Origin of the sequence: Neptunomonas qingdaonensis, from assembly GCF_900113275.1 — a bacterium.
In the GTDB taxonomy this organism is placed as follows: Bacteria; Pseudomonadota; Gammaproteobacteria; order Pseudomonadales; family Balneatricaceae; genus Neptunomonas; species Neptunomonas qingdaonensis.
In genome coordinates this window covers 25,213-51,790 of the sequence record NZ_FOOU01000021.1, presented here as the reverse complement: position 1 = coordinate 51,790, position 26,578 = coordinate 25,213, and the positions used below count along the sequence as shown (strand labels likewise).

Below are 26,578 nucleotides of genomic sequence, written 5' to 3'. Positions count from 1 at the left end.
AACTTTGAAAACATCGCGGCAGATGCCAGCGCCAACAGTGTTGTCAGCACAATTGTTGATAATGACAATACACCAAGCATCACCACACCTGATCCAGTATCAGTTTCTGAAGAAGGTCTGTTCAAAGGTCTGGCAGATAATAGCGGTACACCCGTAGATACAACGGACTCTGCATCTGTAGTGGGTACCTTAAACTTTACTGATCAGGACGATACTGCTTTCGATATTGTTCTTAGTGGGCCTGCCGGTCTATTATCTAATAACGAGACAGTGGGCTGGGATTGGGATGCTAGTTCGAAGGTTCTCACGGGTAGTACTCCATCAGGTACTGTTGTTTTGACCGTTAGTTTGGGGACTGTTGTTCCGACTTCAGGTGGTAACCACTCTGTTGAATATACGATAGATTTGAAAGCCCCTGTTGATCACCCGATTAACAGTGCTGAGGATATTTTGTCCCTGAATTTTGGTGTGTCTGTTTCAGATAGCGGACTGAATACCGATACCAATACTTTCGTCGTGAATATAGAGGATGACAGGCCTGTCAGTGGAGATATTTACGACTCAATTGTTATACCAGAAGCTCAAACCAACGTGATGTTGGTAATGGATTTCTCAGGGAGTATGAGTGGTAGCAACCTGACAGAAATGAAATCTGCTTTGGTTAATATGTTACAGGCTTATACCGCAATTGGTGAAGTCGCAGTGCAGTTGGTTACTTTCTCTACGAGTTCAAATACACCGAGTGACGCTGGCTGGATCAGTGGTAGTGCAGCTATTGCTTATATTAATGCACTAACTAATAGCGATATGGGTGGTTGGACTAACTACGATGCGGCGTTGCAGGAAGCTCAGACCGCCTTCGCTGAAACGAATGGGAAAATTACAGGCGGGGATAATGTCTCATACTTCATCTCGGATGGCGCACCTACTGCATGGGTAAATCCGGATGGTACGATTGGCGCGGGTAGTACCACTAATCCGGATGTTGGAATACAAAGTGCTGAGCAAGCTGAATGGGAGTCTTTCCTTGTCAGCAATACTATTGATTCCTATGCGATTGGTTTCGGTGGTGCGAGTTTGGCGAAACTTGAGCCTGTTGCTTACAACGGTGTGGATAGTCAGGAGCGTCCTGCACTTGATGCGACTGCTGCTGGGTCTAACCTGACCGATATACTTCTTGAAACTATTGCAGAGCCTACAGTCGGAAACTTGTTTGGTTCACTGGCTGTAGGCGGTTTTGGTGCCGATGGTTATGGGTATGTTCGTACCATCGAAATAGATGGTGAAGTGTATAGCTATAGCACAGACACTCTGGTTGTCACTAATAGCTCAGGTGGAACAGTCAGTAGCGATAAATCATTTACTGTGACGACTGACAATAATGGTATGTTGACCATTAATATGGAAAACGGAAACTATTCTTATGTAGCCGACCCCGCATTGGTCAATGCGCTTACTGAAAGCTTTATTTACACAATGCAAGATAGCGATGGAGATGTAACATCGGGTACGGTTCATCTAAATGTGTCGCGTGACTTCGGTGATACTCCTCAAATTACAGCACCGTCCAGTATTTCGGTGTCTGAAGAAGGCTTGTCCGACGGGTTGGTTGATACTCTCGGTACGCCTGATACAACCGATAGCGCGACTAGCATGGGCACCCTCAGTTTTGTTGATGCAGATAGCTCTGCATTCACGGTTGCGTTGACAGGTCCCTCAGGAATTACCTCTGGTGGCGAGTCGGTGTCATGGACTTGGAGTGCGGGCACTCAGGTACTCACCGGATCGACCGCAGCAGGGGATGTTGTCATGACAGTCAGCCTATCAACGGTTACTAGTAGTGGTGCCAGTCATACGGTTAATTATACGGTAGACCTTCAAGCGCCGATTGATCACTCAGATGCGGCTTCTGAAAATGTTCAAAATCTTGGATTTGGTGTAGACATTTCCGATGGGCGTAATACTAGCCAGGCAACCATTAATGTCAGTGTTGAGGATGATTCGCCTGAGGCGAGTAATTCAGCAGCACAAAATATTGTCATTACTGAGACTGATACCAATTTGCTTCTTGTGATTGATGTGTCTGGAAGTATGGGTTGGGACTCAGGCGTTCTTAAACCCAATAGTACCGACGAGTACAGCCGGTTAGAGATTGCCCAGCAGTCGATGAATGCTTTGCTGGATGGTTATGCAGATAATGGTGATGTAAAAGTTCGCATAGTTACTTTTTCCTCCACGGCAGACGAGCAGCAGGCGCTTTGGGTAGATATAGCAACAGCCAAAACCATTATTGCTAGTTTATCTGACGGTGGCTCTACTAACTATGATGCTGCGTTGGCGCAGGCGATGGATGCTTTCACTGATCCGGGCAAGTTGGTTGAAGCTCAGAATATTTCTTACTTCTTCTCGGACGGTGTACCTAACCGAAGCGACGGGAACACTAACGGACTCACTAATCAATCTGGTGGAGGTAATTCAGATGATGGTATCCAGTCTGCTGAAAAGACAATCTGGGAAAATTTCTTAAATACCAATGAGATTAATTCGTTAGCGCTAGGGATGGGAACAGGTGTAACCGCATCAAACCTGAATTCAATTGCTTACAATGGTAAGACTTCTCAGGCTGCCACTGCAATTATTGTGAGTGACCTCAGCCAGTTAGAATCTACGCTTCAGAGTACTATTGTTGCAGAGCCTTTCCAGGGCAATTTGTTGGCCGGCGGTCTGCTAGCACTGGGGGCCGGTTTTGGCGCGGACGGCGGTTATATGCAGCTTGTGACAGTTGATGGCATTGATTACACGTATAATCCAGTGACCGATCAGGTGGATAGCGATGGAACTTCTGTTTCAGGATCAGTGATTACTGTATCTACAGACAAAGGAGGTTTGCTTGTTCTTGATATGCAGGATGGTAGTTATAGCTATCAGGCAGGAGAGAACCAATCGCTGCCTTCAGATGAAGCATTCAGTTACACGGTCGTTGATTCAGATGGTGATACTGATGTGGGTGTATTGACATTAAATGTTATCCAGCAAAATCGCATCGCGGGTACAGATCAGGATGATACGCTGGTAGGCACAGCAGGCGAGGATCAGTTACTCGGTGGTGCTGGAAACGATATTCTCACAGGTGGTGACGGAGATGACCTCTTTATCTGGTCTGAAGGAACCGCATCAAGTAATGATGTCGTTACTGATTTTGCTGTTTATAACACGGCCGGCGATGAAAAAGACGTTCTGGATCTCAGTGATTTGCTGCAGGGAGAAACTGATACGACGCTTGATCAATACCTGCATTTTGAGGAATCTGCCGGTAACACGGTTGTCTACATAAAATCTGATGGAGGGATTGATGCCACAGGCTCTAATGCAGATCAAGTGATAACCCTCAATGGTGTCACAGAGCTAAATGCTGGCGTCCAGACTGATGCAGATATTATTCTTCAGTTACTCGACAATAATCAGTTGATCGTTGACTAATTGATGCGCTGCTACATAAAACCCCCAGTATAAAAGCTGGGGGTTTTTTTATTGTTCTGAAAATAGATTGGGGCAGTGATTATCTTTTCGTTATACTGAGCGCTTTTATAATTCCCCTTTTTTAACAACCTATGAATTTTGCACTGATGACTGAACAGATTGATACCGATGTAAGTTTGGATAAAAAAATGAAGCTACGCATGAATAAGCTTCAGAAACGTCTGCGTCGGGAGATGGGTAAAGCGATAGCTGACTTCAATATGATTGAAGACGGTGACAAAATCATGGTGTGTTTATCCGGTGGTAAAGACTCTTATGCCATGCTGGATATTTTGATGAATTTACAACGTAATGCGCCTATCTCTTTTGAGCTGGTCGCGGTGAATTTAGATCAAAAGCAACCGGGTTTTCCTGAACACGTATTACCTGCGTACCTGGAGTCTGTTGGTGTGCCGTTTCATATTGTTGAACGTGATACCTACTCTGTTGTTAAGTCCGTGGTACCCGAAGGTAAAACGACCTGCGCACTTTGCTCTCGTTTGCGTCGCGGAACCTTATACGGTTTTGCAGAAGAGATCGGCGCTAATAAAATAGCGTTAGGACATCATCGCGATGATATCCTTGAGACATTTTTTCTCAACATGTTTTATGGCGGGAAATTAAAAGGGATGCCTCCCAAATTGGTCTCTGATGACGGGAAAAATATGGTCATCAGGCCGCTGGCCTATGCCAGGGAAAAGGATATAGCGGAGTATGCTGAGTTAAGAGAATTTCCTATTATTCCATGCAATTTATGTGGCTCACAAGATGGGTTACAGCGTCAAATAATAAAAGAGATGCTGCAAGCGTGGGATAAGCAGTCGCCGGGCCGAATAGAAACAATGTTCAGGTCATTACAAAATGTTGTGCCTTCCCATCTGGCGGATGCCGAGTTGTTTGACTTTAAATCCCTGGAAGTAGGTTATCGGCATGGAATCAATCCCGCCATGCAAAGTGGGGCGGAAAATAACCATATGCCTGAAATGATTGATATTTTGTCAGTATGAAGTGGCCATGCAGGATTGCTGTATAAATAGTTTTCCTGCTTTATACTGAAGCACAGAGTAGAACTGAGAAAGTGTTCATCATGATGCAGTACTATGCTATGAATAAATCCTTTTATATAACTCATGAGGGAATATGAGCGATACCAGTAAGGTTTACCCGAGAGCCGTTTATTTGCGAAACTTGCTCGTTGCGCATGTGACGGGCCGTAACGTCAATGAGTCAGATTATCATAAGTTGCGGCAATATTTTATGGGGCTGCCTGAGACCAGTGAAATTGTCCCAAAAATGGTTATAGAGCATGCTGACTTACCTGGTTTATGGCATAGCATGCGATATAACTACGCTTCACATGAGGACAGAAAGGCCTATGTAGTTGAGCAGTTTCAGATTTTTTTAGACAAAATCGCACCGCAAGGTGAACAAGGTTCTGCATCTGTCGGCTCCGCTTATCCACTCATTGATGAAGAAAAGCTACATGCCGTTTGGTCAAGTGCATCTGAATTGGTGCTTAAAAGCCCGGATGTAGCAGTACAACAAATGAAGTCACTCGTCGAAAACTTGTGTTACCAGCTTCTGAAAAATCTAAAAGTTGTTCCTGATCCGCAGGAGCACGATTTGTCAGTCATCGCAACATTGACAGAACGCTCTTTATTGTTATCTCCCGGGAAAAAACACTACCTTGTGATTAAACAGCTGATAACTGGCTGTGGTGGAACACTCGCGTCCATCGATAGTTTTATTGTCGATAGAGCACATGTTAATTATCAACATTCGGATGATGCTGGTTCAGCAGGTCTGATTTTAATCAATCTTTATGGCAGCCTCGCATCCATGTTATTAGCCGCTTGGCGAGTACGTGAGCTGCTTCAGGAAGGGTCAATGCAAAGGTAGCAGTGTCTTTTTTTTAGCACTTTTGTCTTGTGTCTTTTAGTAAAAACTGGCTTTCAAGAACAGGTTATTAAATAAGAGGGTTTGAAATGAGCGAATTAATCCAACGCACTGATGCAAACGGCGTCGCGACGTTAACCTTATCCCGAGCCACTTCTTATAACAGCTTATCAATGGCACTTATGACTGTACTGATTGATCAGTTGAACTTACTTGATGAAGACATTTCAGTCCGGGTTGTTGTGATAAAAGGTGACGGTAAAGGATTTTGTGCCGGACATGACTTGAAAGAGATGCTCGATTCAGGCGAGGAGTCTTTTTACGAATGTACCTTTGATACCTGCTCCCAGATGATGCAGCGTATTGTTAGTCTTTCTGTGCCGGTTATTGCTCAGGTTCACGGTGTGGCAACGGCGGCGGGTTGTCAGTTGGTCGCCAGCTGTGATCTCGCTTATGCCGCAGAATCAGCGCGTTTTGGTACACCGGGAGTCAATATTGGTTTGTTTTGTTCTACGCCGATGGTTGCACTGTCCAGAGCGGTTTCACAGAAACATTCAATGGAATTGTTACTGACAGGAGAGTTGATCAATGCGGTTCGTGCTGAGCAAATGGGATTAGTTAATAAAGTGATAGCTGATAGTGACTTAGACGCTTATGTGGACGGTGTCGCAACATTGATTGCGAGTAAGTCGAGGAAAACACTCGCTATCGGTAAAAAAGCATTTTATGAACAAAAAGAGCTCCCTTTGGCTGATGCTTATGCCCGTTGTAGCCGGGTAATGACCGAAAATATTATGATTGACGATGCTAAAGAAGGGATTGACGCGTTTATTAGCAAGCGTGCTCCCACATGGAAGCACTGCTAATACAGCCTTTTAGCTAAGCTGCTATTGATTTGGCAGGTGAATGCCTGCCTATTCCCGCTATTTTTCAAAAAATATTTATTGCTGTATTTCTCTGCATTTCCCTGCATCCCTTTACAGACATGTCAAAACGGCGACGAATCTTTATCGTGGCTATTTTTCTGTACGGCTATTTCTACCTTGCGCTGATAGGTATTAAAAGCCTGATATCTTGCGTAATTGAGCTCATAAATCTTCTTTTTTTTAGACTAATTAAGTATTAGAAATATAAGATGTAGCTTGTTATTTTATCTCATTTTGTTTTAGGATGTGCTAATGTTGTATTATCTATTATATGCTTATATCAAAAAATAATAAAAAACGAGATTAATCATTGCATTATTTTTACCTGAGAATCCCGGCAAAAGTGTGCAGCCAGTGCGGCACGATATAAGCAAGAAATAGAAGTGCTATGCATAATAATAATAATCAAAAATTAGCGTGAATATTCGGAGGTGTAATGTCCAGAATTATCAAGAGGCCCGGTACTCGTCATCTGATGGCACAGCTCGCGAAAGAGTCTGAAGGGCTTTCTATTAATGAGCGACGCGACTTTCTGCGAAAAGGTGTCATGACAGTGGGTGGTTTAGCGGCCACATTCTCAGCGACTCAAGCAATAGCTGACACTAGCAACCTTCCACCAATGGAGCCTAAGTGGAGTAAAATGCTTGGGCACGGCGTGGTTGAGTTTCCTTATGGACAGCCTTCTCAGTATGAAAGCCATGTGGTTCGTCGTACAGTTCCCTGGTTAACCGCTGAATCTATTTCTTCAATCTCTATGTCTCCACTGCAGGATCTTAAAGGCATTATTACACCTAATGGCCTGGTCTTTGAGCGTTATCATGCCGGCGTGCCTCAGATAAACCCTGAAGAACATCGTTTAATTATTCATGGTCTTGTGAATAGGCCGATTATTTTTACCATGGCCGATTTAATGCGTTTTCCATCGGTCTCTGAAATCAAATTTATTGAATGTCCGGCCAATGGTGGAATGGAGTGGAAAGGTGCGCAGATGGAAGCGTTGCAGTTCACTCATGGCATGTTGAGTTGTTGTGAATGGACCGGCGTACCCTTGCGGACGTTGCTTGAAGAAGTGGGCGTTCAGCCGGAAGGTAAGTGGATTCTCGCAGAAGGTGCTGATGGTGCTCACATGAGCCGTTCAATTCCACTTGAAAAAGCATTAGATGATACCTTGGTTGTTTATGCTCAGAATGGTGAAATGCTTCGTCCTGAACAAGGTTATCCGTTGCGTTTAATTAATCCTGGCTGGGAAGGGAATACCTCTGTTAAATGGTTACGCCGCTTAGAAATAGGCGATAAGCCCTGGTATCACCGTGAGGAAACATCTAAATACACGGATTTAATGCCTGATGGACGTGCCCGTAAGTTTTCTTTTGTGCAGGAAACCAATTCCGTTATTACTAACCCGTGTCCTGAGAATCCTATTAAGCAGAGTGGCTTGATTGAGATTGAAGGTGTTGCCTGGTCAGGCCGGGGTAAGATTAAACAGGTAGACGTCTCCTTTGATGGCGGTGTTAGCTGGACGCCTGCGAAATTGAAAGGTTTAGTACTAGCCAAAGCGTTAACTCGCTTCAGCCTCGTCACTAAATGGGATGGCCAGCCGTGGTTATTACAAGCCAGAGCTATCGATGAAACTGGCTATGTGCAACCTACATTAAAGCAGTTACGTAAAATACGCGGTGGCAATTCGATATACCATAAAAACTCTATTCATACGTGGCAGGTTGCGGCCAATGGGGAGGTCACTAATGTACAGATCTCTTAAGCAAACAGCCATATCTTCATTACTGGGTGCCGCATTATTTATTGCGCTACCTGTCAACGCCGCAGAAAAGTATGGATTTGGTCAGACGGCCACACCGGAGCAGATCGCAGGGTGGGATATCGATATTCGTCCGGATGGTAAAGGGCTTCCTCCCGGAGAGGGTAGTGTTGCTGATGGTGAGGTTGTATATGAACAGTTATGCGCAACCTGTCATGGTTTTTTTGGTGAAGGCGAGGCGCGCTGGCCTGTATTGGCAGGCGGTTTTGGCACATTGAAAGACGAGCGACCAACTAAAACAGTGGGGTCATATTGGCCATATGCATCGACGTTGTACGATTATATTCGACGTGCGATGCCTTTTACTGCTCCACGTTCATTGACGGATGAGCAGACATATCAATTAACGGCTTATGTGTTATACCTGAATGAAATAGTTGAAGATGACTTTGTGTTAACTAATGAGAATCTTGCACAAATAGAAATGCCGAATAAAGATGGCTTCTTTGACGACCCAAGACCCGATGGCCACAATAAGCGTTGTATGAAAGCGTGTGATGACCCTAAAACCATGACGATACAGGGAACGTTATCAGGGATTACTCCCGTTGGTCACTTTATTGAAGGTGCGGATGCGCCCGCTGCTTCTCATGAGGGGCAGGAAGAGCTTGAAAGAGAAAAAGCCCATGCACGTAAAGCGGCTCTGACAGGAGAGGACTCAAGCGACATTGATGATGCCAAGCCTGTTGAATTATCGGATAAAGCAGTTGCCGGCAAAGAGATATTTGAAAATGCCTGCAAAGTTTGTCATGGTTCAGGCATAGCAGGTTCACCTAAGCTGGGCGATCATGAAGAGTGGGCACCGCGTGTTAAACAGGGTATCTCTGTATTAGTGGGGCATGCGATTAATGGCTTTAGTGGATCTTCTGGCATCATGCCACCTAAAGGCGGGCGTGTTGATCTGAGTGATCAGCAGGTTGAAGAAGCGGTCATCTATATGGTCGAGTTGAGTCGCGTAAGTAAGTAAAAGGCCAGGATAATAAATATTTTTAAAGCGTTTTATTCTATAACAATAAAAAAATCTGTCAGTTAAGACAGTTTCAGAGGAGAAACGAATGCGTAAACTGACCACTTCGATGTGCGCAGCAGGCTTGTTGGCGTTGATAGCGACAGCACCTGCGAGTGCGGCCACAGTGGACGACGTTATCGCTGAAGGAAAGGCTGTTTATATGGGTAAATCAAGAGGTAACTGTATCTCTTGCCATCAGATAAACGATCCGGACGCTAATCTTCCAGGTAATCAGGGGCCACCTATGGTTGCTATGGCACAACGTTTTCCTGATAAACGCTTGCTACGTGCACAAATATGGGATGCGAGCAAAACAAATCCAATTACTATTATGCCGCCACTCGGTAAGCATTGGATTCTCTCAGAAGAAGAAATTGATGCGGTTGTTGAGTACATTTACCAGTTTTGATCTGCCACGAGTAGATGAAGTCAGAGGATAGAGAAAATGAGTATAAATCGTCGAACGGTGGTGAAAGCCATTGCAACCGGTGGGGCATTGATCGGTGCCAGTGTATTGATGCCAAAAATTGCATTTGCCGCATGGAGTAAAGATGCTTTTCAGGCGAAAGAGCAAACAGCCGCCATGAATGCTTTATTCGACTCGGCTACACCTGAAGAAAGTGCAGAAGTGACATTAAAAGCGCCTGATATTGCTGAAAATGGCGCTGTTGTTCCGGTAACAGTAGTCTCGACCTTATCAGGTGTTGAGTCTATGAGTATTTTTATTGAGGGTAACCCTTCACCATTAGCTGCTGAGTTTATTATTCCGGCAGGAACTAAAGCCGATGTGTCTACCCGCGTACGTATGGGTAAATCAACCAAAGTAACCGCTGTAGTAAAAGCAAATGGCAAACTTTACAGTGCCGCTAAAGAAGTGAAAGTGACTATCGGTGGTTGTGGCGGTTAAGTCGCGAGGCTTAAGTTACAAGAGCTAAGTTGCGCCGGTTAATACGAATTTGGAGAAACTGAGATGGCTAAAGGTATTTTAAAAGTTAAAGCAAAATCTTCTGGTGGTAACACCAGTGTCAAGATGATGGCTAAACATGTTATGGAGTCAGGCCAACGAAAAGATGCTAAAACGGGTGAATTAATTCCCGCGTTATTTTTACAGACTCTGATTGTAAAACTCGCCGATAAAGTAGTATTTGAAGCTAATCTGGGGCCGGCTGTTTCTAAAAACCCTTACTTTGCATTCTCTTTCGAGGGTGGTGCCAGTGGTGATGAAATGACCATGGACTGGATTGAGAGTACAGGCAAAACAGGTACAGAGACCGCGGCGATTAAATAATCAGAGCGGCCCCGATAACTAACTAAGGGGCTTGCTTAACCCGGCGATGCTAAGGGTGGAGTACTAACGAATGAGAATAATAAAAAATTTAACGATCGGTATGAGTCTTATCATGGGCTCACAGCTTGTAGCTGCAGCAGGGTCGGGTACGACGCTGGATACTGTTAACCCTGAAGCGGATCGTATGGCGTTGCGAAGCTACTATCAAAGCCGCTTTCCTGATTCTGAGTTGTCAGATTATGTTAATGGTATTTATGCAGTGGATGCGGATTCCAGATCCCAATGGGAAGAACTTGAAGAGTTTCCACCCTACGAATTTGATGTCGAAGAAGGCGAACGATTATTTAATACGCCGTTTGCCAACGGTAAAGGATATGCCGACTGTTTTGAGAACGGAGGGATCGGTATACGACAAAACTTCCCGTACTGGAACAAAGAACAAGGTACGGTGAAAACCTTAGAGCAGGAAATCAACGAGTGCCGTGAGAATAATGGCGAAGCGCCATTGAAGTGGGGAAAAGGTGCGATAGCTAAAGTCTCTGCATATATGGCCTGGACATCCCGGGGTAAGGTGTTTGATATCAAAATACCAGAAGGTGATAAAGAGGCGTTGGCCGCTTACCTTGATGGTAAGGAGTTCTTCTATACAAAGCGTGGTCAGCTGAACTTATCCTGCTCAAATTGTCATTTGCAGGGGTCAAATATCCGGATTCGGGCAGATCTGGCCGGTCCAGCGTTAGGCCATCCCAGCCACTTCCCTGTCTTTCGTTCAAAATGGGGAGAACTAGGGACTTTGCATCGTCGTTATAAAGGCTGCCATCAGGATAGCCGTTCAAAACCGTTGGATATGCAGAGTACAACGTTTCGCAATCTGGAGTTTTTCCAGACGTACATGAGCAATGGTTTGGTTGTTAATGGCCCGGGTTCACGTAAATAGGAGATGCTCAGATGAAAAAATTAATAACAATGATGGCTATTGTTCTTCTGCCTAACGTGGCCATGGCTGAAACGTATGATGAAGTATTCGAAATGAATCGTGCGATGTATGGTAAAGGGCACACCTTTAGCTGGGAAGGTAAGGAATATTCAACCAATCATCCGGAAGAGATCGAGGCGAGTGTTGAAGCCACTAAAGAAAATGCTGATGCACTGATAGCTAAAGCCAAAGCTGAAAATGAAGCAGCAGCCAAGGTTGGTTTTGAGTGGAAACTAACCAAAGGCATTATCAAAGATGCTGAGGCGGCTTCGGCTGAAGGTGATTATAGCAAAGCGCTAACTTTGGCAGCACAGGCCAAATATCATGCCCGTTTAGGTGTGCAGCAGCAAATTGATGCTGAGAAAAACTGGCACCTCTCCGTACCTCAATAACATGCTATCAAAAAATACCTGTAGTGGCGGTGCTGCTGCGGGTATTTTTTTGCCCCGAAGGTGATTATATGTCCATGTCTCGTCGTGAGTTCGCACAACTTTTAGGCCTTGCTGGTGCTGCTGGTGTTTTGCCCTCAACCGGGTTTGCCGCAACAAAGCATTCAGCTGATCCGTATGAGGTAGCCAATTTTGGTAATGTTCGTTTATTGCATATGACAGATTGCCATGCGCAGTTGCTTCCTATCTATTTCAGAGAACCAAATGTCAATCTAGGTATGGGGGCGGCACAAGGGCAGGCACCTCATCTGGTGGGAGATAAGCTTTTAAACCACTTCGGCATTACGCCAAACTCTTTAGAGGCACATGCATTCTCTTGTTTACAGTATGAAGAAGCGGCGGCCAAATACGGAAAAGTGGGTGGTTTTGCGCATATCAAAACGCTGGTCGAGCGCTTACGTGAATCTTACGGACGTGAAAAAACCTTATTGCTGGATGGCGGTGATACCTGGCAAGGATCGGGTACTTCCTATAAAACCCGTGGAATGGATATGGTCAAAGCGGCCAATGAATTGGGCGTCGATGTTATGACGGGTCATTGGGAGTTTACCTATCATCAGGAGGAGATTCTTAAGAACATCAAAGCATTTGATGGAGAATTTTTAGCGCAGAATGTATTTATTACCGAAGATGCGCTGTTTGAGGGTGCCGATGAATATATTCATGATGAAGATACCGGGCACGTTTTCCAGCCTTACAGTATCCGCGAAATTGGCGGTGCACGTATCGCCATCATCGGGCAGGCATTTCCTCGGACTAAAATTGCCAATCCTGCACGTTTTATCCCGGACTGGACGTTTGATATTTACGATGACCGTCTACAGGAGCAAGTGGATCACATTCGTGGGTCAGAAAATGTAGATGCCGTTATTGTGCTGTCGCACAACGGTATGGATGTAGATCTGGCGATGGCAAATCGTGTTTCCGGTGTTGATGTGATTCTCGGTGGCCACACGCATGATGGTATACCTGCACCGACTATTGTTAAAAATAACGGAGGTAAAACACTGGTCTGTAATGTGGGGTCCAATGGTAAATTTGTAGGTGTTATGGATCTGGATATACGCGAAGGGAAAGTTCAGGATTTCCGCTATCGTTTAATGCCGGTATTTTCTGAATTACTGGCACCTGATGCCGCGATGGCTCAATTAATCACGGATATTCGTGAACCTTACCTTCCTTGGTTAACGGAAGCATTGGCACCGGCTGATGAGCTGATGTTCCGTCGTGGTAACTTTAACGGAACATTCGATCAGGTTATTTGTGATGCATTACGTTCAGTAAATGATGCCCAGATCTCGCTGTCACCAGGCTTTCGCTGGGGAACAACCGTCTTGAAAGGACAGATGGTAACCATGGAGCATGTACTGGATCAGACGTGTCTGACTTATCCTGAAACATACGTACGTGAGATGAAAGGTTCTGAACTCAAGTTAATTCTGGAGGATGTTGCTGACAATTTATTTAATCCAGAGCCCTATCTTCAATCTGGTGGCGATATGGTACGTGTAGGCGGCTTTGATTATGTCTGTGATCCGGTTGAGACTATCGGCAAGCGCATCACTGAAATGACACTGGACAATGGCGAGAAGATTGAAGCTGATAAATCTTATAAAGTGAGTGGCTGGGCAACGGTCGGTGCGCGCTCAGAAGGTGCTGATATCTGGGATGTGGTGGCTGAATACCTTAAAGACCGCAAGGTGGCGAGTATTGATAAACTGAATACGCCGAAACTGAAAAATGTTGAGGGTAACCCGGGAATAGTCGATTACCCCGCCTGAACTAGTATAGATTATGAATAAACCGGGAGAGCGCCTGTTCTCCTGGTGATTTTCCGTTCTCACCTCAAATCATATCATTGAGCCTACTGGTTAAATCTGTTTTGTCCTGTCTGTTTTGCTAGAATAGCGATCAAATTGATTATGGAGAAGGTTTTGTGACGTTCAAGTCCTGTTTTTCTGTCATTACACTGTGTTTGTTAATATCGGGCTGCCAAACAGCCTCTGTGGTACCTGCTTCGAGTGGCGCAACTGAACCCTCAACTGGACCGTCAGACGCTGGCGCCAGCGCACAACAAACTGCTGCGCCTGAACCCGTTAAACAACAGGTTCCAGTTGCTGCAAAACCTGCCAGAACAGATAATATTGAATATCTGTCAGGGCAGTTGTCCACTATGCAGGAACAGATAATACAGATTAAAGCGGATACTTTTGAGCTGAAACAAACGTCACAAATCTTGCTGGCGCGTTTACAAATGCTGGCTAATAAGTCTGGCGAATCTGTTGCTACGGGCGAAGAAGCAGGTACGGGTGTTGCGTCCACGACTGAAAAACCTGATCTTGATCAGCTAACCGCACGATTGAATACCTTGCTTAAACGCAGCGATGCGCAGTATCAATTGGCATCGGGCTATACCGCTAAAGGTGAGTGGGTACTTATCCGTTATGACCGGCTTACCGGCGAATCCTGGCTGGCTGATCAGGGCCGTTGGAATTTATTGAATGAATCTGAAGAGGTCATTCCTTCCGTGTTTTCTATACAACTGTTACGTGCCGATAAAGATGTAAAAGGCTATGTGGTAGCACGTATTGATCAGATCACGGGTCAGTCATGGTGGTTAAAGCAAGATACGTGGTTGATGTTCCAGTAGTTTTGCGTGTATCAGCCAACTATTTTCTCTGAGAATGCTTTGAGTAACGATACTTTTCTATATCAAGATTTAATCGCCTTGTTTGATGATTGCTTTGCCAGTTCATTTAATACAAGGCTGGTGAAAGGCAGTGATGAGCCTGTGTATCTGCCTGCGTCCGGTTCACGGGACTATCATGCGATCTATTTTGCACATGGGTATTATAGCAGCGCGCTACATGAAATATCGCATTGGCTAATCGCTGGCGAAGAGCGCAGAAAGCTGGAAGATTTTGGCTATTGGTATGTTCCTGACGGCCGAACGGCAGAGCAACAAACTCTTTTTGAACAAGTCGAAATCAAGCCACAGGCTATCGAGTGGATACTATCGACAGCTGCAGGGTACCGTTTTTACATCAGCGCAGATAATTTAAATGGTGAAGCGACAGATGCTTCTGACTTCAAGCAAGCGGTATATCAGCAAGTTATTGAGTATAGCCAAAAAGGGTTACCTGAACGTGCCGAACAATTGCGAAAAGCGATTAGTCATTTTTATAAAACACCTGATTTTATCAATGTGAATCTTTTTGATCTCTCTCTAATATAAGCCCACTAATCTAATCTCTTTAATCTAAACCCACTAATTTAAGCTCTTAGATATGGATAAAGGCTTTTCGTCATTACTACTGAGGCGTATTGCTGAGTGAGTACGAAGAGAGCGAAACAGTAGGCGCGTTTCTCACCAGAAGAGCGTCTACTGTTGATTTTTTAGTATCTTTTTTATTGTGCTTTGTGCTCGTGCATATGTTTCATGTCACCCATTTTTTCCATAGGCATAGGCATTATCGCTTCTACAGGCACCTCTAGCGCCTGTTGTGATCCATCTGAAAACTCTAACGATAGGCTGATGTTTTCACCGGCAGCCAGATTCTGAGTTAAGCCGATCAGCATGATATGCATTCCACCGGGTTGAAGCGTGATGGCTTCACCTGCTGGCAAACTAATTTCGCTAACCTGTCGCATGCGCATCACACCGTTATCTTGAGTGTGAGTATGTAGTTCTACATTTTTGGCAGCCTGGCTTTTTGCTGCAACCAGCGAAATGTCTTCGGGACCCTCATTTTTCAGCTGCATAAAAGCAGCGCTGTTCATTTGGCCCGGAGGAACGGCGCGGACATACGCCGACTCAACATTAACATCGGCAAGGGCGAAATGAGAAGCAAGCAGTAATGCGCTTGAAAGCAGTAATTTATTCATAAAGTTTTCCTGTTAACTCTGATTGATCAGCGTACGTATTTCTGTCAATAGTTGCGTTGGGGAGGTGTTGTGAAAAAGAGGCTTATAGAGTTTGCCTGACGTATCAATCAGATAGATTCTGGATGAGTGATCTACGGCATAGCCCATGGCTGAATCTGTTAATTCTACTTTACGATAGAACGCACCGTATTGTTTGACTACCTTGTCAATCGTGCTTTGATCACCGGTAATGCCTGTTAACATCGGGCTGAAGAACTTCACGTAAGTTTCAAGTTTTTCAGGTGTGTCTCTTTCAGGATCAACACTGATAAAGAGTCCGGCCACCTGTTGTTTTTCTGATTCTGTCAGCGCCTTAAATGCTTGCGTCATGACGGCCAGTGCGGTCGGACAAATATCAGGGCAGGATGCATAGCCGATATAGATGGCAACAACTTTTCCTTTATAGTCGCTCAGTGAGACGGGGCCTTTATTTGATTCAAGCGTGAAGTCACCGCCTAATGTGATGATGTTTTCGCTGTTGACTGATTGCGGTTTGAGGACGAAAACCGCCGCCAAACCAATAAACATTAATAATGTTAATACCAGCAATATGCGCAGTGTAGATAGTGTGCTGTTGTTCATTTTGCTTCAAACTCAAAAGTGGCTTTCTCAGGATTCGATGTCTCATCAGGGTAAGCTAAGATGGATGCACGCCAGAACATAGTGTTTGTTGTGCAAACCGCTAGCTCTGCTGTTCCTTCCCAGGTGTTTCCGTCGGAGGCAGGCGACAACTTAATTTGGTTAATACCCATGAACATATCTTTACCCTGAAGATCCAGTATGACGCTTTGGGCATTAATATTGGTTAGCGTGACAGAAAAAACCAAAGGTACAAGCGATGAAATTTTCTCTGGGGTTATCGCAACAGAGATGCTTTTATTGCCTTGGCTCGCGGTACATGGACCGTTATTCAGATCACAACCTTCCGCTAATGAATATAACACCGGCGGTTGTGACTCACTGAGAATGTCAGGTAGCTTTAAAAGTAACAACAATATTCCCACCAGAGTAGCTATGCCCATCAAAGCACTGATAAGTTGCCTAGCTTTGTTTTTTGCCATCTATATTTCCATTTTCAGATCTATTTTAATGATTGCGAACGATCTCGGCCATGCGACGCATTGTCGCACCATAAAGGTGCCATGAGTTCTGTGCAATGCTCTTTATGCTTGCACTTAACAGTGACGAAAGTTATGGTTTTAACATTGACAGTATCATCGCGGTTTTTGCCCAAAAAAGTTACAAAATTATCGGCTATTGGGCAGTTATTTGGGGTTTTTATGCGGCAGTTCTTTATTGTTATGTTTCTCGGTTTATTGATGAGTAGTTCCTTTGTGTCTGCTTTGGATTTTTATCGGGTCAACGATGAGCCTATTAATGTTCGCTCCGGGCCGGGTAAAAAATTTCCCACCTTGGCTCAGGCAAAGAAAGGCGAACAGGTCCTGTTTATCAAACAGGAAGGCGATTGGGCGAATATATTTTTTATACACCCGGATGGCAGACAAGTCGAAGGTTGGATATATGCTATTTATATTCAACCTGAGAGTGTTGACAGGCAGGTAGACACTGTCGTTAAAGCAGAATCGATTGGTGCTCATTTAAAATGTTTGCCTAATGCTGAAAAGACAGGTGTGAGCAGCTGTATGCTGGATATCGATTTTACGGTGACAGGGCCGCTGAATGAAGATGCCGCACAGGTCAGATGTGAGTCTGAGGTGTTATTACATTTGGCTAATGGAGATGTTCAACCGTTACAGGAAGCCGGACGTATCCGTACACCCCTTAAAAAAGGAGTCGGAGCTGCGCGAATGCAGTTAATAGTATTTCCTCTTTCAAAAGAGTCTGTTGAAAAAGTAACAGTAGTTGATTATCGTTGTATCGCTCAAAAAAGTTAACTCCGGTATCCCTTCAGGTAACGAGTGTAAATTATCAAATAATAGCTACACTATATAGCTATGCAGAAGTGTAAATATTGACTGACTCTTTGAATGTATTGGGCTTCTCAAATGAGCACCTCAAATGACCTTCTGCAATGGGTGGTTAGTTATTCGTTAGTAGGGTGTACCTGTTTTACAGTGGGATTGTTTAGTTATGTGTGCGTCTAATGTAGTCGGTAAACATTAAGTAACCTAATGATAGTATGTATGCTGCGTTGCCATGGATAATGAGGCGTAAATGACAGATGTAAACACCAAGACAGCACGTTGGTTTAAATTAATATACGGCTTGCTATCATTATTAATGTTGCTGGCACTGTTAGCCTTTAGTTACGCTACCTGGAGTAATGTTAAGCAACAGGCGAACCTCTCTTTGACCCCCCACAATCAGAGCCTGACGAGCATTGTTAAGCGTTTTTTTGTGCATCAGGAAGCGCTGCTGGGTGAGTTAGCCCAATCTATCGTTGTCACCGATAATCCCGATAATATTATTCAGATACGCTTAAATGATGTCCTTAGGGCCACACCGCAAATGCGTGTGTTGGCCGTCGTTAATAGTAAAGGCGCAATTGTTGCCACTACCGGAAATATTCATACGCTGGAATGGTTAGACCTGTTTGATAATGATCAGGTGACGATTGGTCGTCCTTTTCGGCCTACTTTTGTCGGCGAGAATATTCTTCCAATGCGTAAGCCGATTAAAAATAGTAGCGGTGTAACGACAGGTTACGTCGTCGCTGCTTATCGTCTGTTGGGTAATAATGCTATTTGGCAAGAAGCGGAGGAGGCAGAAAGCAAGCGTCGTTCGATGATTATAGGGGAGGATGGGCGCGTTTATATCTCATATCCTGAATCAGATACTTTTTGGCAAAGTTTTGTTTCAATGAAAGTCGAGGAAGGCTTTTTGCAAACATTGGCTGAATTAACTCAGAAAGCGGGCCAGTGGCAAACACGTGATGTGCAGTACCAAGATGAAAAGCTGTTAATTACAGCCAGTCTGATAGAGTCGTATCATTTTTATATAGTCAGTGGGATCCAGAGTGCGGATCTGTTTACTCGCTGGTTTGAGCGCATGAAGTTTGTCGCACTCGCTGTTTTTATATTCCTGGTTGCCGGTCTTTTTGTTTTTAGAATCATCATCACACGCGCATCACGTTTTGAATCCGCGAGGAATGTTGCTGAGCATAATGTATTTAAGCTATCACGAGCGATTGAGCAAAGTCCCAGCAGTGTTATCGTTACTGACGAGAATTGGTTGATTGAATATGCGAATGATCGTCTGAGTGATGGCACAGAGGCTTCCATTAAACTGATTCCGGGCCAGATGTTACTCGAACATTTTCCGCATACCTTGTTGAAAGATGATGTGGCAGCTGTTTCTGAAAACCTGTTGCATGGTAATAACTGGTACGGGGAGCGTCGTGCCAGGGAGCAGAAACAGTGGTTTTCCTATTCCATCAGCGCTATGACTGATGATGACGGAAAGATCAGTAATTATGTCATCGTTACGCAGGATATTACTGAGCGGAAACAGGTTGAGGTACGGCTATATAAGCAAGCAAACTTTGATGCATTAACGGGCTTGCCTAATCGTCGCCGGACAAGTGAGTTGCTCAACGAAAATTTAAAGAGCGCCTGGCAGGAAAACCAGCGTGTCGCTGTTCTCTATATGGATGTTGATAACTTCAAGCAAGTGAATGATACCTTTGGTCATATTTTAGGTGATCAAATGCTGCAGTTGGTCGCAGTCAGGTTGCAGAAAGCCGTTTCGGATCAAGGCGTCGCTTGTCATATGAGTGGTGATGAATTTCTTGTCTCTATGCTATTTGATGGTAAGGACGATATAACGGCGTTGGCTGACAATATCATGACGGTTATGCGAGAGCCTGTCTTGCTGGAAGGAAAGAAACTTTTTATATCGGTGAGTATTGGAATCGCTTGTTATCCTGAGGATAGTGCGGATGTCTCCAGCCTGTTGAAACATGCGGATATCGCGCTTTATGAATCCAAAAATAGGGGACGACGTTGTTATAGTTTCTTTAGTAGCGAACTGGATGATAAGAATAAACGTAAAATTGAACTCGAATCTGAGGTTCGTAATGCGTTAGCCAACAATGAGCTATTTATGGTCTATCAAACTAAAAATAAGATTAGCTCAGGAGAAGTATACGGCTTTGAAGCATTAATGCGTTGGGAAAGCCCGCGCTTAGGATTTGTTAGCCCTGAGGAGTTTATCTCTGCGGCAGAAGAGATCGGCGTTATTGATAAGCTAGGTGAGTTTGCCCTTTATGAAGCATGCCGGGACTTGCAGAAATTTCAGAATTTAGTCAGCCAGCCATTGGCTATGGCTGTCAACGTGTCAATGTATCAGTTAACGAATTCGGATATCGTCGGGACGGTTCAGAAAGTCATAAACGATACCGGGATAAATCCCAGCGTATTAGAGTTAGAAATTACTGAATCCATGCTGGCACAACGTTTGGAAGAGGTTCAGCCGGTGTTGAATAGTCTGCTTGGGCTGGGAGTTTCCTTAAGCATTGATGATTTCGGTACCGGTTATAGTTCGCTGAGTTATTTAACCCGTTTTCCTGTCTCTGCTTTGAAAATAGACCGTTGTTTCATTACTGATATGGTAGACAATCGCAGTGATGCAACGTTAACCCATACGGTGATCACAATGGCGCATAAGCTAGGGCTTAAAGTGGTGGCTGAAGGGATTGAAGATGAAGACCAACTGGCGCTTCTCAGAGTCTATGGCTGTGATCTGGGACAAGGTTATCTCTTCACTAAACCACTTAATTATGTGCAGATGACGGGACATCTGAAAAGTCAGCAGGAAAAGCCTGACTGGGCTATTTGATGTTATGCATTTTTACTTCTCGCCTGAGCTTGGTGTATTCTTTTAAAATACACCAAGCGATTGTGCTGCCCCTGTGCTGCTTACCACATTAAGTCATCAGGAATGACATAGGCGGCATAAGGGTCATCTTCTTCTACTTGTTCACTAGGTTTTATGCGGATAATCCAACTGGGTTGACGAGTTTCAACGCGGTCGGCAACGGCAAGGGGAATCAGGTAATATTTTTCGTCTAACTTACTAATGACGCACTGTGAACGCACCAGTTGATTATATAGCTCCTGAGTAACATATAAATTCTTAATTAATGTTCCATCAACAAAGCGGTAAGCAATTTCTGCTTTGTCGCTGATATGTATTTTATGATGCTCTATAAGCTGTCTGGCTTCGGCTTCTAATGCTTTTTTAGCTTTCTCTTCTTCGCGCTGTTTGTTGAGCGCTTTATCTCGTTGAGTTTTCTCCTGGCGTGCTTTTTCCAAGCTGAGTTGTGTCTCTGCAGAAGAAGCAACGATCTCTTGTTTGGTTGCTTTTTTCTTTTGCGCTTTGGCTTTTTTTGCTTGTTGCTTATTAGCCAGCCCGGCTTTTAATAACTGATCCTGAAGAGAAATGGCCATCAGTAAACACTCACTAGATATTTTTCGCCATATGATAACACAAGCCCCCTTTTAAAATGAGTTGCGAGCTTCCTTCATTTAAATATCTGACGTATATTTCAGGCTGCAAATAAAGTGAGAAGCAGAATGACAGATACCCAGTTTGTAGCCTTTATTGTGGCGATAACATTACTCACGATTTCCCCCGGAGTAGATACCTTATTGGTTTTACGCAATACCAGCAGAGGGGGGTGGAAAGATGGGGTGGTGAGTAGTCTGGGGATCTGTAGCGGTCTGTTTGTCCATGCTACCGTTTCAGCTGTTGGGATTTCAGTGATATTACTCCAATCCGCATGGGCGTTTGGCTTGCTTAAGTTAGCCGGGGCGTTGTATTTGGTGTGGCTGGGTATTCAAAGTCTGCGCTCATTAGGGACTTCTCCATTGGAGGGGGTAGTCCCCGTTAAATCTATTGGTTTCAATGGGTTAAGGTCCATCAGAGAAGGCTTGTTGTCAAATGTCTTAAATCCTAAGCCGATTGTTTTTTATATGGCTTTTTTACCACAGTTTGTCAGCCCTGACGGTAACCTGTTACTACAATCTTTAAGTTTGGCCGGCATACATTTTATGATAGGTATGCTGTGGTTATCTGCTTTGACTTTGCTGCTCTATCGAATCAAAGAATGGGGCGCGGGAGAGCGTGTCGAAAAAGTGTTGCAAGGAATTACAGGTGCTGTGATGGTGATATTAGGGGTGAGCATGGCACTAACTAAAAATGAGTGAAAAAAGATCAAGAGATAATTAGTTAAAAGTAGAAAACATAATAAAGGCCTGCGTCAAAGAAGAACATCACTGAAGAAGTCGAATCTAACCAGGCCTAGGTACAAATGCATCTCAACTCACACCCTGAAGATAGATGTTCAAGGTGTGTAGAGTGGTGGTGTACTATCTGCTCATGCTGTCATAGCTATAGTCATGAACACTATGTTGTTTAAGACGACGCTCTTCAAGAAAAGAGTCCATTTTTTTGCGTTTTTCCCCGTTAAAACTACCGCGCTTTTTGATTTTATTGGAATCATCGTCATCAAATAAAGGCTCATCCCATTCATCAATTTGTGATGAGATGCTCGCAACGCGAATCTTGGTACTCATAAACGTGTTCTCTACGTTATTTCTAGGTTGAAGAACAGGGAAGCTGTTCTGAAATATAAGCGGTGCAGATTATTTAACTGGTTTGATAAATATCAACCCCGCCTGTTTTTGCAATATATATCGGAAGATTCGAATACGAGAAATTGTTTTTTTAAATCGATAGTGGCTAAAAGTGAGAAGTTCTCAATGGCTAAGTTTTTAGTGTATTTTCCAACATAAAAAGGCTTGTGTTTACATGCAAGCCTTAGTCGGTTTTTATAAAAAACTCAGTAGTCGTCATCAAAAACTTCTTTCATGCTTTTTTGCAGACGTCTCGCCTCGAGCATCTCTTCTATATTGTGTCGGATATTACGGCGAGTATTTTTCTGTGTGCTGATGAAACCTAAATCTGTTTCGTCTTCAACTTCAGCGTCGTAATTATCTGAATCATCTAGTGAGTCATCACTAATAATCATTTTATCCCTCATCAGAGTGATACCTCCTACTATTAAGTGGTTGTAAATATGTGAAATTGTACTAATTATGGTTCTACGAACGGTTAAATTTCGTAAAGCACGCTTATAAAGTGATATTTAACAGCGGAAACCGCTACTGTAAATTGAAAAAAATTTGATGTTTTATTATGTTGTTTGAATAAAACTCAATATGCGGGTAAGTGGCTTCAGATGCTTAGCAGGTTTTTATAAAAAAAGGTGATAGCTTAAGGCGTTGATGTCTTTCTGGGTGGCTTTTAGTTCATCGGGTTTCTGTCTGAAAATGTGGATTTTGTATTGTGCGACTGCAGCAATAAATCATAATTTTATTGATTTGTTCCAGTAAAATATGGATTTATTGTTTGTTGCGACTGCGTAATTTTGATATTGATGTATACTTAAACTATCTATTAGTTTGCTCGTATCAGCATGGGGAGTTACGGTTTTGGGCACTAAATACTTAAAGCGTTTTTTTAAACCTAAGTCGATTGTTGTCTTTGGTGCGTCTGAAAAACCGGGCAGCATGGGGGGCATTGTCGTTCATAACTTATTGGACGGTAAGTTTCCGGGTGTGTTGATGTGTATTAATCCGGAAGGTTACGATAACGTTTTCGGTGTTCCTTGCTTTAAAGATATCCCGGATCTGCCTGAGATGCCTGATCTGGCTATTATTTGCTCTCCGCCTGGTACAGTCTCAGATATTATACGAAAATTAGGGGCAAATAGTGTAAAGGCCGCTATGATTTTGACGGGTGGGCTTTCGATTACGACTAATATGGAAGCAAACACCTTAAGCGAGTCAGTTAGGGAAGCCGCCAAGCCTTATGGTATCCGTATACTGGGTCCTGACTGTATGGGGATGTTAGTGCCTGGTTCGAGTATGAATGCCAGCTACTCCCATATGAATATCCAAAAAGGCAAAGTCGCCTATATAGGTCAGTCCGGTATGCTGGGCACGGCGATGATTGACTGGGCTAGCGGGCAAGAGATCGGTTTTTCGCATTTCCTGACATTGGGTGGGGGTGTTGATGTCGATCTGTCTTCAGTCATTGATTATGTTTCTAAGGATCAGTATACCCATTCTATCTTGCTGCAATTAGTTAGCGTTTCAGGCTCAGCCAGAAATTTTATATCCGCATTGCGCGCTGCCTCAAGAAATAAGCTGGTGCTCGTGCTTAAATCCGGTGTTTTTTCTGACGGCGTGGTGCAAAAGAGTCGGACCCCCGGTATTCCTGATGAAGATATTGTCTATGATGCCGCACTCAGGCGCGCAGGTGTTGTGCGTGTAGAGACATCCGATCAGCTATTCAATGCTCTTGAAACGCTGTCACGAATGAAACCGTTGCGGGGTGAGCGTCTTGCTATTGTTTGTAATGGCATGGGGCCAAACGCTTTAGCAACTGACCGTTTGCTGAAAACAGGCGGTCAGTTGGCGCGCCTGAGTGAGGAGACCATTGCTGCATTAATTCCCGTTCTGCCCGCTGGCTGGAATGAAAAGAATCCTGTTGATCTGTGTGCCGATGCGACGCCTGAGCGCTTTGCGCAAGTGACTGAGATTTTATCTAAAGATAAAGAAGTTGATGTCATATTAACTATTCATGCTCCCACGCATTCAGCACCGAGTTTTGAAACGGCTGATGAGCTTATAAAAGTTGTACGTAAGTCGCCACGCAATATTTTGACATGCTGGATGGGGCGAGCGACAGCGATAGCAGCAAGAAATCACTGTAATTCAGCTAATGTAGCAACCTTTATTACACCGGAAGAGGCCGTAGATGCATTTATGTACATGGTTGATTACCGGCGTAATCAGGAGGTTATGCGTCAAACACCGGCTTCATATATTGAACAGAATACGCAAAACCATCAAAAAGCTAAAAAAATAATTGCAGACGCGATGGCAGAGCGCCGAGACTATCTCAAGCATAGTGAAGCCTGCAGTCTGTTAGATCTATATGATATACCGGTGCAGAATAGTTACTATGCTGATGATATAGATGGAGTGGTAGAACTGGCAAAAGAGTTAGGAGGGCCTGTTGCTGTTAAGGCTTTGCACCAGAAGAATATTTATCCTTTCAGTTATGATGATCAGTTATTTCAGCGTCGCGACTTGGTTCAGGATTTGAATTCGCCTGGTGATGTGCGTTATGCGACCAATAAACTTGCTTACGGTGTAAGTGAGCGTATGGGTGAAGAGGCAAGCATGGGGTTTTGCGTTCAACAAATGAAACGTGGATTTCAATCGTTGCAAATCAATGTGGGTATTACCAGAGATCCTACCTTCGGTCCCGTGATCGTTTTTGGAATGGGTGGTTTTACGGTCGATGTGCTGGCAGACAGGCATGCAATGTTACCTCCGATGAATAAAGCCTTGGCAAAAGAGCTGGTTAAAAACTCACGTATTTATAAAATTATCAAAGAGCATAGTTTGCAGCCTGAAAGGGATATGGGACAATTGACTGACATGATTCTTAAGCTGTCAGAAATGGTGGTCGACCTTCCTCACCTGAAGGGGCTGGAAATAAATCCTCTGCTGTTAAATAAGCTAGGTATCCTGGCTGTCGATGTAGCCGTGTCAATTGGCGAGAAATCCGAATTAGCAATCTCTCCTTATCCTGGTGATCTGGAAGAGCGTATCGCGCTGAAGCGTTCAGGTCGGCCTGCTGTTGTCAGACCGATTCGTGGTGAGGATGAACCTCGTCATCTGGAGTTTTATAATAAGCTTAGTCCTGAGTCGATTAGGATGCGGTATTTTTACAGCCGTGGTGTGCCGTCGCATCAGGAACTGGCCAGTTGGACACAGATAGATTATGACCGTGAAATGGCTTTTATTGTGTCTGCGCCAAGTCTGGATGGAAAAGGACCTGAAACCCTAGGGGTTGTTCGTGTGGTAACCGATCCTGATAACATAAAAAGCGAATTCTCTATTGTCATCCGCGATGATCTTCAAGGCGAGGGGCTGGGTGTTATTTTGATGCGCAAAGCGATTGATTACTGCCGCAGCCAACATACACTCATGATTGAAGGATCGACTTTGCCAACGAATAAAGGAATGCAAGGGCTCGCGATGAAGCTTGGATTTACTAACACCTTTAATATGGAAGAAGAGGTTGTCGATATGAAGATGATGCTGAATGAGCCCGTTGAAGATTGGCAGTTTACAAGACTACAGTCCTAGACTTATTTGCATTAAGCTTAGTGGTAAGTTGATGGAATAAATTAAGGCGCCTGTTGGCGCCTTAATTATTAATAAGAGTTATGATCATGCACTATAAACAAGAGTTTGACGCGTGGGGCTTTCCTCGAAAGGATGGGATCAAATAGCTTGTATTAAATAGTTGGGCAGTACATTTCATGAAGTGTATGGATTATGCGTTTAGCGGTATCGCCAGACAGTGAGTAATAAATAGTCTGAGATTCGCGGCGAGTATTGACCAAACCGTCTTTTCTTAAAACAGCAAGGTGTTGAGACAAAGCTGACTGGCTTAAATCAAGACAATTGTTGAGTTGCGTAACAGAGAGCTCTTTGCCATCTAAATAACAAAGGATCAGCAGGCGACTTTCATTTCCGAGCGCTTTCATCAATTTAGCGGCACGTGATGCATTGGTTTTCATCATTTCCAGCGTATCGGTGCTGAGACTGGATTCACTATCTGTATTGGCCAAATTTTACTCTCCACAGGGTATAAGTTGAGATAAAACAAATTTTTGAGCCTGTCACAAAGTTGTTTTGTAATGTCACTCTTCTAATATACAGATAATA

General features: G+C 44.0%; 25 protein-coding genes. 18 read left to right on the top strand and 7 right to left on the bottom strand.

Features of this window, described 5'->3' with window-relative positions:
* From BM099_RS19360 to BM099_RS19295, 14 genes are all read left to right on the top strand, one after another.
* On the top strand, positions 1–3,480 hold a 3,480-nt coding region (locus BM099_RS19360; protein WP_090730775.1), incomplete at its 5' end, for a VWA domain-containing protein.
* Between the two features lie 146 nt (positions 3,481–3,626).
* A complete protein-coding gene (gene ttcA, locus BM099_RS19355; protein ID WP_218150153.1) occupies positions 3,627–4,526 on the top strand; it encodes a tRNA 2-thiocytidine(32) synthetase TtcA in 900 nt (299 codons plus the stop codon).
* Positions 4,527–4,659: 133 nt separating this feature from the next.
* Positions 4,660–5,418 carry a hypothetical protein gene (locus tag BM099_RS19350; RefSeq protein ID WP_090730771.1) on the top strand — a complete coding sequence of 253 codons (759 nt, stop codon included), beginning with the start codon at positions 4,660–4,662 and terminating at the stop codon, positions 5,416–5,418.
* 86 nt (positions 5,419–5,504) lie between these two features.
* On the top strand, positions 5,505–6,281 hold the full coding sequence (locus BM099_RS19345) for an enoyl-CoA hydratase (protein WP_090730769.1): 777 nt from the start codon (positions 5,505–5,507) through the stop codon (positions 6,279–6,281).
* A 496-nt stretch (positions 6,282–6,777) separates the two neighbouring features.
* Positions 6,778–8,103 (top strand): sulfite dehydrogenase, encoded by a 1,326-nt coding sequence (soxC, locus tag BM099_RS19340; RefSeq protein WP_090730766.1) that lies wholly within the window; start codon positions 6,778–6,780, stop codon positions 8,101–8,103.
* Entirely contained in the window at positions 8,087–9,127 is a 1,041-nt protein-coding gene (locus BM099_RS19335) for a c-type cytochrome (RefSeq protein ID WP_090730764.1), read from the top strand. The genes soxC and BM099_RS19335 overlap by 17 nt, the downstream gene beginning before the upstream one ends.
* 88 nt (positions 9,128–9,215) lie before the next feature.
* The gene (soxX, locus tag BM099_RS19330; protein ID WP_090730762.1) at positions 9,216–9,578 is read left to right on the top strand and encodes a sulfur oxidation c-type cytochrome SoxX; all 363 of its coding nucleotides are present in this window, start codon (positions 9,216–9,218) and stop codon (positions 9,576–9,578) included.
* 36 nt (positions 9,579–9,614) lie between these two features.
* Positions 9,615–10,076 carry a thiosulfate oxidation carrier protein SoxY gene (soxY, locus tag BM099_RS19325; protein ID WP_090730760.1) on the top strand — a complete coding sequence of 154 codons (462 nt, stop codon included), beginning with the start codon at positions 9,615–9,617 and terminating at the stop codon, positions 10,074–10,076.
* Positions 10,077–10,139: 63 nt separating this feature from the next.
* Positions 10,140–10,457, top strand: a complete 318-nt coding sequence (gene soxZ / locus BM099_RS19320; protein WP_090730758.1) for a thiosulfate oxidation carrier complex protein SoxZ — start codon at positions 10,140–10,142, stop codon at positions 10,455–10,457.
* A gap of 70 nt (positions 10,458–10,527) precedes the next feature.
* The gene (gene soxA, locus BM099_RS19315; RefSeq protein ID WP_090730756.1) at positions 10,528–11,394 is read left to right on the top strand and encodes a sulfur oxidation c-type cytochrome SoxA; all 867 of its coding nucleotides are present in this window, start codon (positions 10,528–10,530) and stop codon (positions 11,392–11,394) included.
* Between the two features lie 11 nt (positions 11,395–11,405).
* On the top strand, positions 11,406–11,825 hold the full coding sequence (locus BM099_RS19310) for a SoxAX-binding protein (RefSeq protein WP_090730754.1): 420 nt from the start codon (positions 11,406–11,408) through the stop codon (positions 11,823–11,825).
* A gap of 68 nt (positions 11,826–11,893) precedes the next feature.
* Positions 11,894–13,663 (top strand): thiosulfohydrolase SoxB, encoded by a 1,770-nt coding sequence (gene soxB / locus BM099_RS19305; protein ID WP_090730752.1) that lies wholly within the window; start codon positions 11,894–11,896, stop codon positions 13,661–13,663.
* Between the two features lie 155 nt (positions 13,664–13,818).
* Entirely contained in the window at positions 13,819–14,532 is a 714-nt protein-coding gene (locus tag BM099_RS19300; protein WP_090730750.1) for a hypothetical protein, read from the top strand.
* A gap of 39 nt (positions 14,533–14,571) precedes the next feature.
* A complete protein-coding gene (locus BM099_RS19295) occupies positions 14,572–15,117 on the top strand; it encodes an elongation factor P hydroxylase (RefSeq protein WP_090730786.1) in 546 nt (181 codons plus the stop codon).
* A 173-nt stretch (positions 15,118–15,290) separates the two neighbouring features.
* Here BM099_RS19295 and BM099_RS19290 read toward each other — a convergent pair whose 3' ends face one another.
* From BM099_RS19290 to BM099_RS19280, 3 genes are read right to left on the bottom strand one after another with little or no spacing between them, the layout of a single operon-like run.
* Positions 15,291–15,767 (bottom strand): copper chaperone PCu(A)C, encoded by a 477-nt coding sequence (locus tag BM099_RS19290; protein ID WP_090730748.1) that lies wholly within the window; start codon positions 15,765–15,767, stop codon positions 15,291–15,293.
* A gap of 12 nt (positions 15,768–15,779) precedes the next feature.
* Positions 15,780–16,388 carry an SCO family protein gene (locus BM099_RS19285; RefSeq protein ID WP_090730747.1) on the bottom strand — a complete coding sequence of 203 codons (609 nt, stop codon included), beginning with the start codon at positions 16,386–16,388 and terminating at the stop codon, positions 15,780–15,782.
* Positions 16,385–16,867: a hypothetical protein gene (locus BM099_RS19280; RefSeq protein WP_090730745.1), complete on the bottom strand. Its 483-nt coding sequence runs from the start codon at positions 16,865–16,867 to the stop codon at positions 16,385–16,387. The genes BM099_RS19285 and BM099_RS19280 overlap by 4 nt, the downstream gene beginning before the upstream one ends.
* A 219-nt stretch (positions 16,868–17,086) precedes the next feature.
* Between BM099_RS19280 and BM099_RS19275 the strand changes: the two genes are divergently transcribed.
* Positions 17,087–17,701 (top strand): SH3 domain-containing protein, encoded by a 615-nt coding sequence (locus BM099_RS19275; RefSeq protein WP_177201239.1) that lies wholly within the window; start codon positions 17,087–17,089, stop codon positions 17,699–17,701.
* 280 nt (positions 17,702–17,981) lie between these two features.
* Entirely contained in the window at positions 17,982–20,603 is a 2,622-nt protein-coding gene (locus tag BM099_RS19270) for a bifunctional diguanylate cyclase/phosphodiesterase (protein WP_090730741.1), read from the top strand.
* Between the two features lie 80 nt (positions 20,604–20,683).
* On the opposite strand, the gene BM099_RS19265 is transcribed toward BM099_RS19270, so the two are convergent.
* Complete coding sequence (locus BM099_RS19265) at positions 20,684–21,214, bottom strand: DUF2058 domain-containing protein (protein WP_090730739.1); 531 nt, start codon at positions 21,212–21,214, stop codon at positions 20,684–20,686.
* Between the two features lie 126 nt (positions 21,215–21,340).
* Between BM099_RS19265 and BM099_RS19260 the strand changes: the two genes are divergently transcribed.
* Positions 21,341–21,973 (top strand): LysE family translocator, encoded by a 633-nt coding sequence (locus tag BM099_RS19260; protein WP_090730737.1) that lies wholly within the window; start codon positions 21,341–21,343, stop codon positions 21,971–21,973.
* A gap of 162 nt (positions 21,974–22,135) precedes the next feature.
* Here the strand turns inward: BM099_RS19260 and BM099_RS19255 are convergent, their stop codons facing one another.
* Positions 22,136–22,342, bottom strand: a complete 207-nt coding sequence (locus tag BM099_RS19255; protein WP_090730735.1) for a PA3496 family putative envelope integrity protein — start codon at positions 22,340–22,342, stop codon at positions 22,136–22,138.
* Positions 22,343–22,608: 266 nt separating this feature from the next.
* Positions 22,609–22,809: a PA3496 family putative envelope integrity protein gene (locus BM099_RS19250; RefSeq protein WP_090730732.1), complete on the bottom strand. Its 201-nt coding sequence runs from the start codon at positions 22,807–22,809 to the stop codon at positions 22,609–22,611.
* A 451-nt stretch (positions 22,810–23,260) separates the two neighbouring features.
* Here BM099_RS19250 and BM099_RS19245 point away from each other — a divergent pair, with 451 nt between their 5' ends.
* Positions 23,261–25,993 (top strand): bifunctional acetate--CoA ligase family protein/GNAT family N-acetyltransferase, encoded by a 2,733-nt coding sequence (locus BM099_RS19245; protein ID WP_090730730.1) that lies wholly within the window; start codon positions 23,261–23,263, stop codon positions 25,991–25,993.
* 152 nt (positions 25,994–26,145) lie between these two features.
* On the opposite strand, the gene BM099_RS19240 is transcribed toward BM099_RS19245, so the two are convergent.
* Entirely contained in the window at positions 26,146–26,430 is a 285-nt protein-coding gene (locus BM099_RS19240) for an ArsR/SmtB family transcription factor (protein WP_090730784.1), read from the bottom strand.
* Positions 26,431–26,578: the final 148 nt, after the last annotated feature.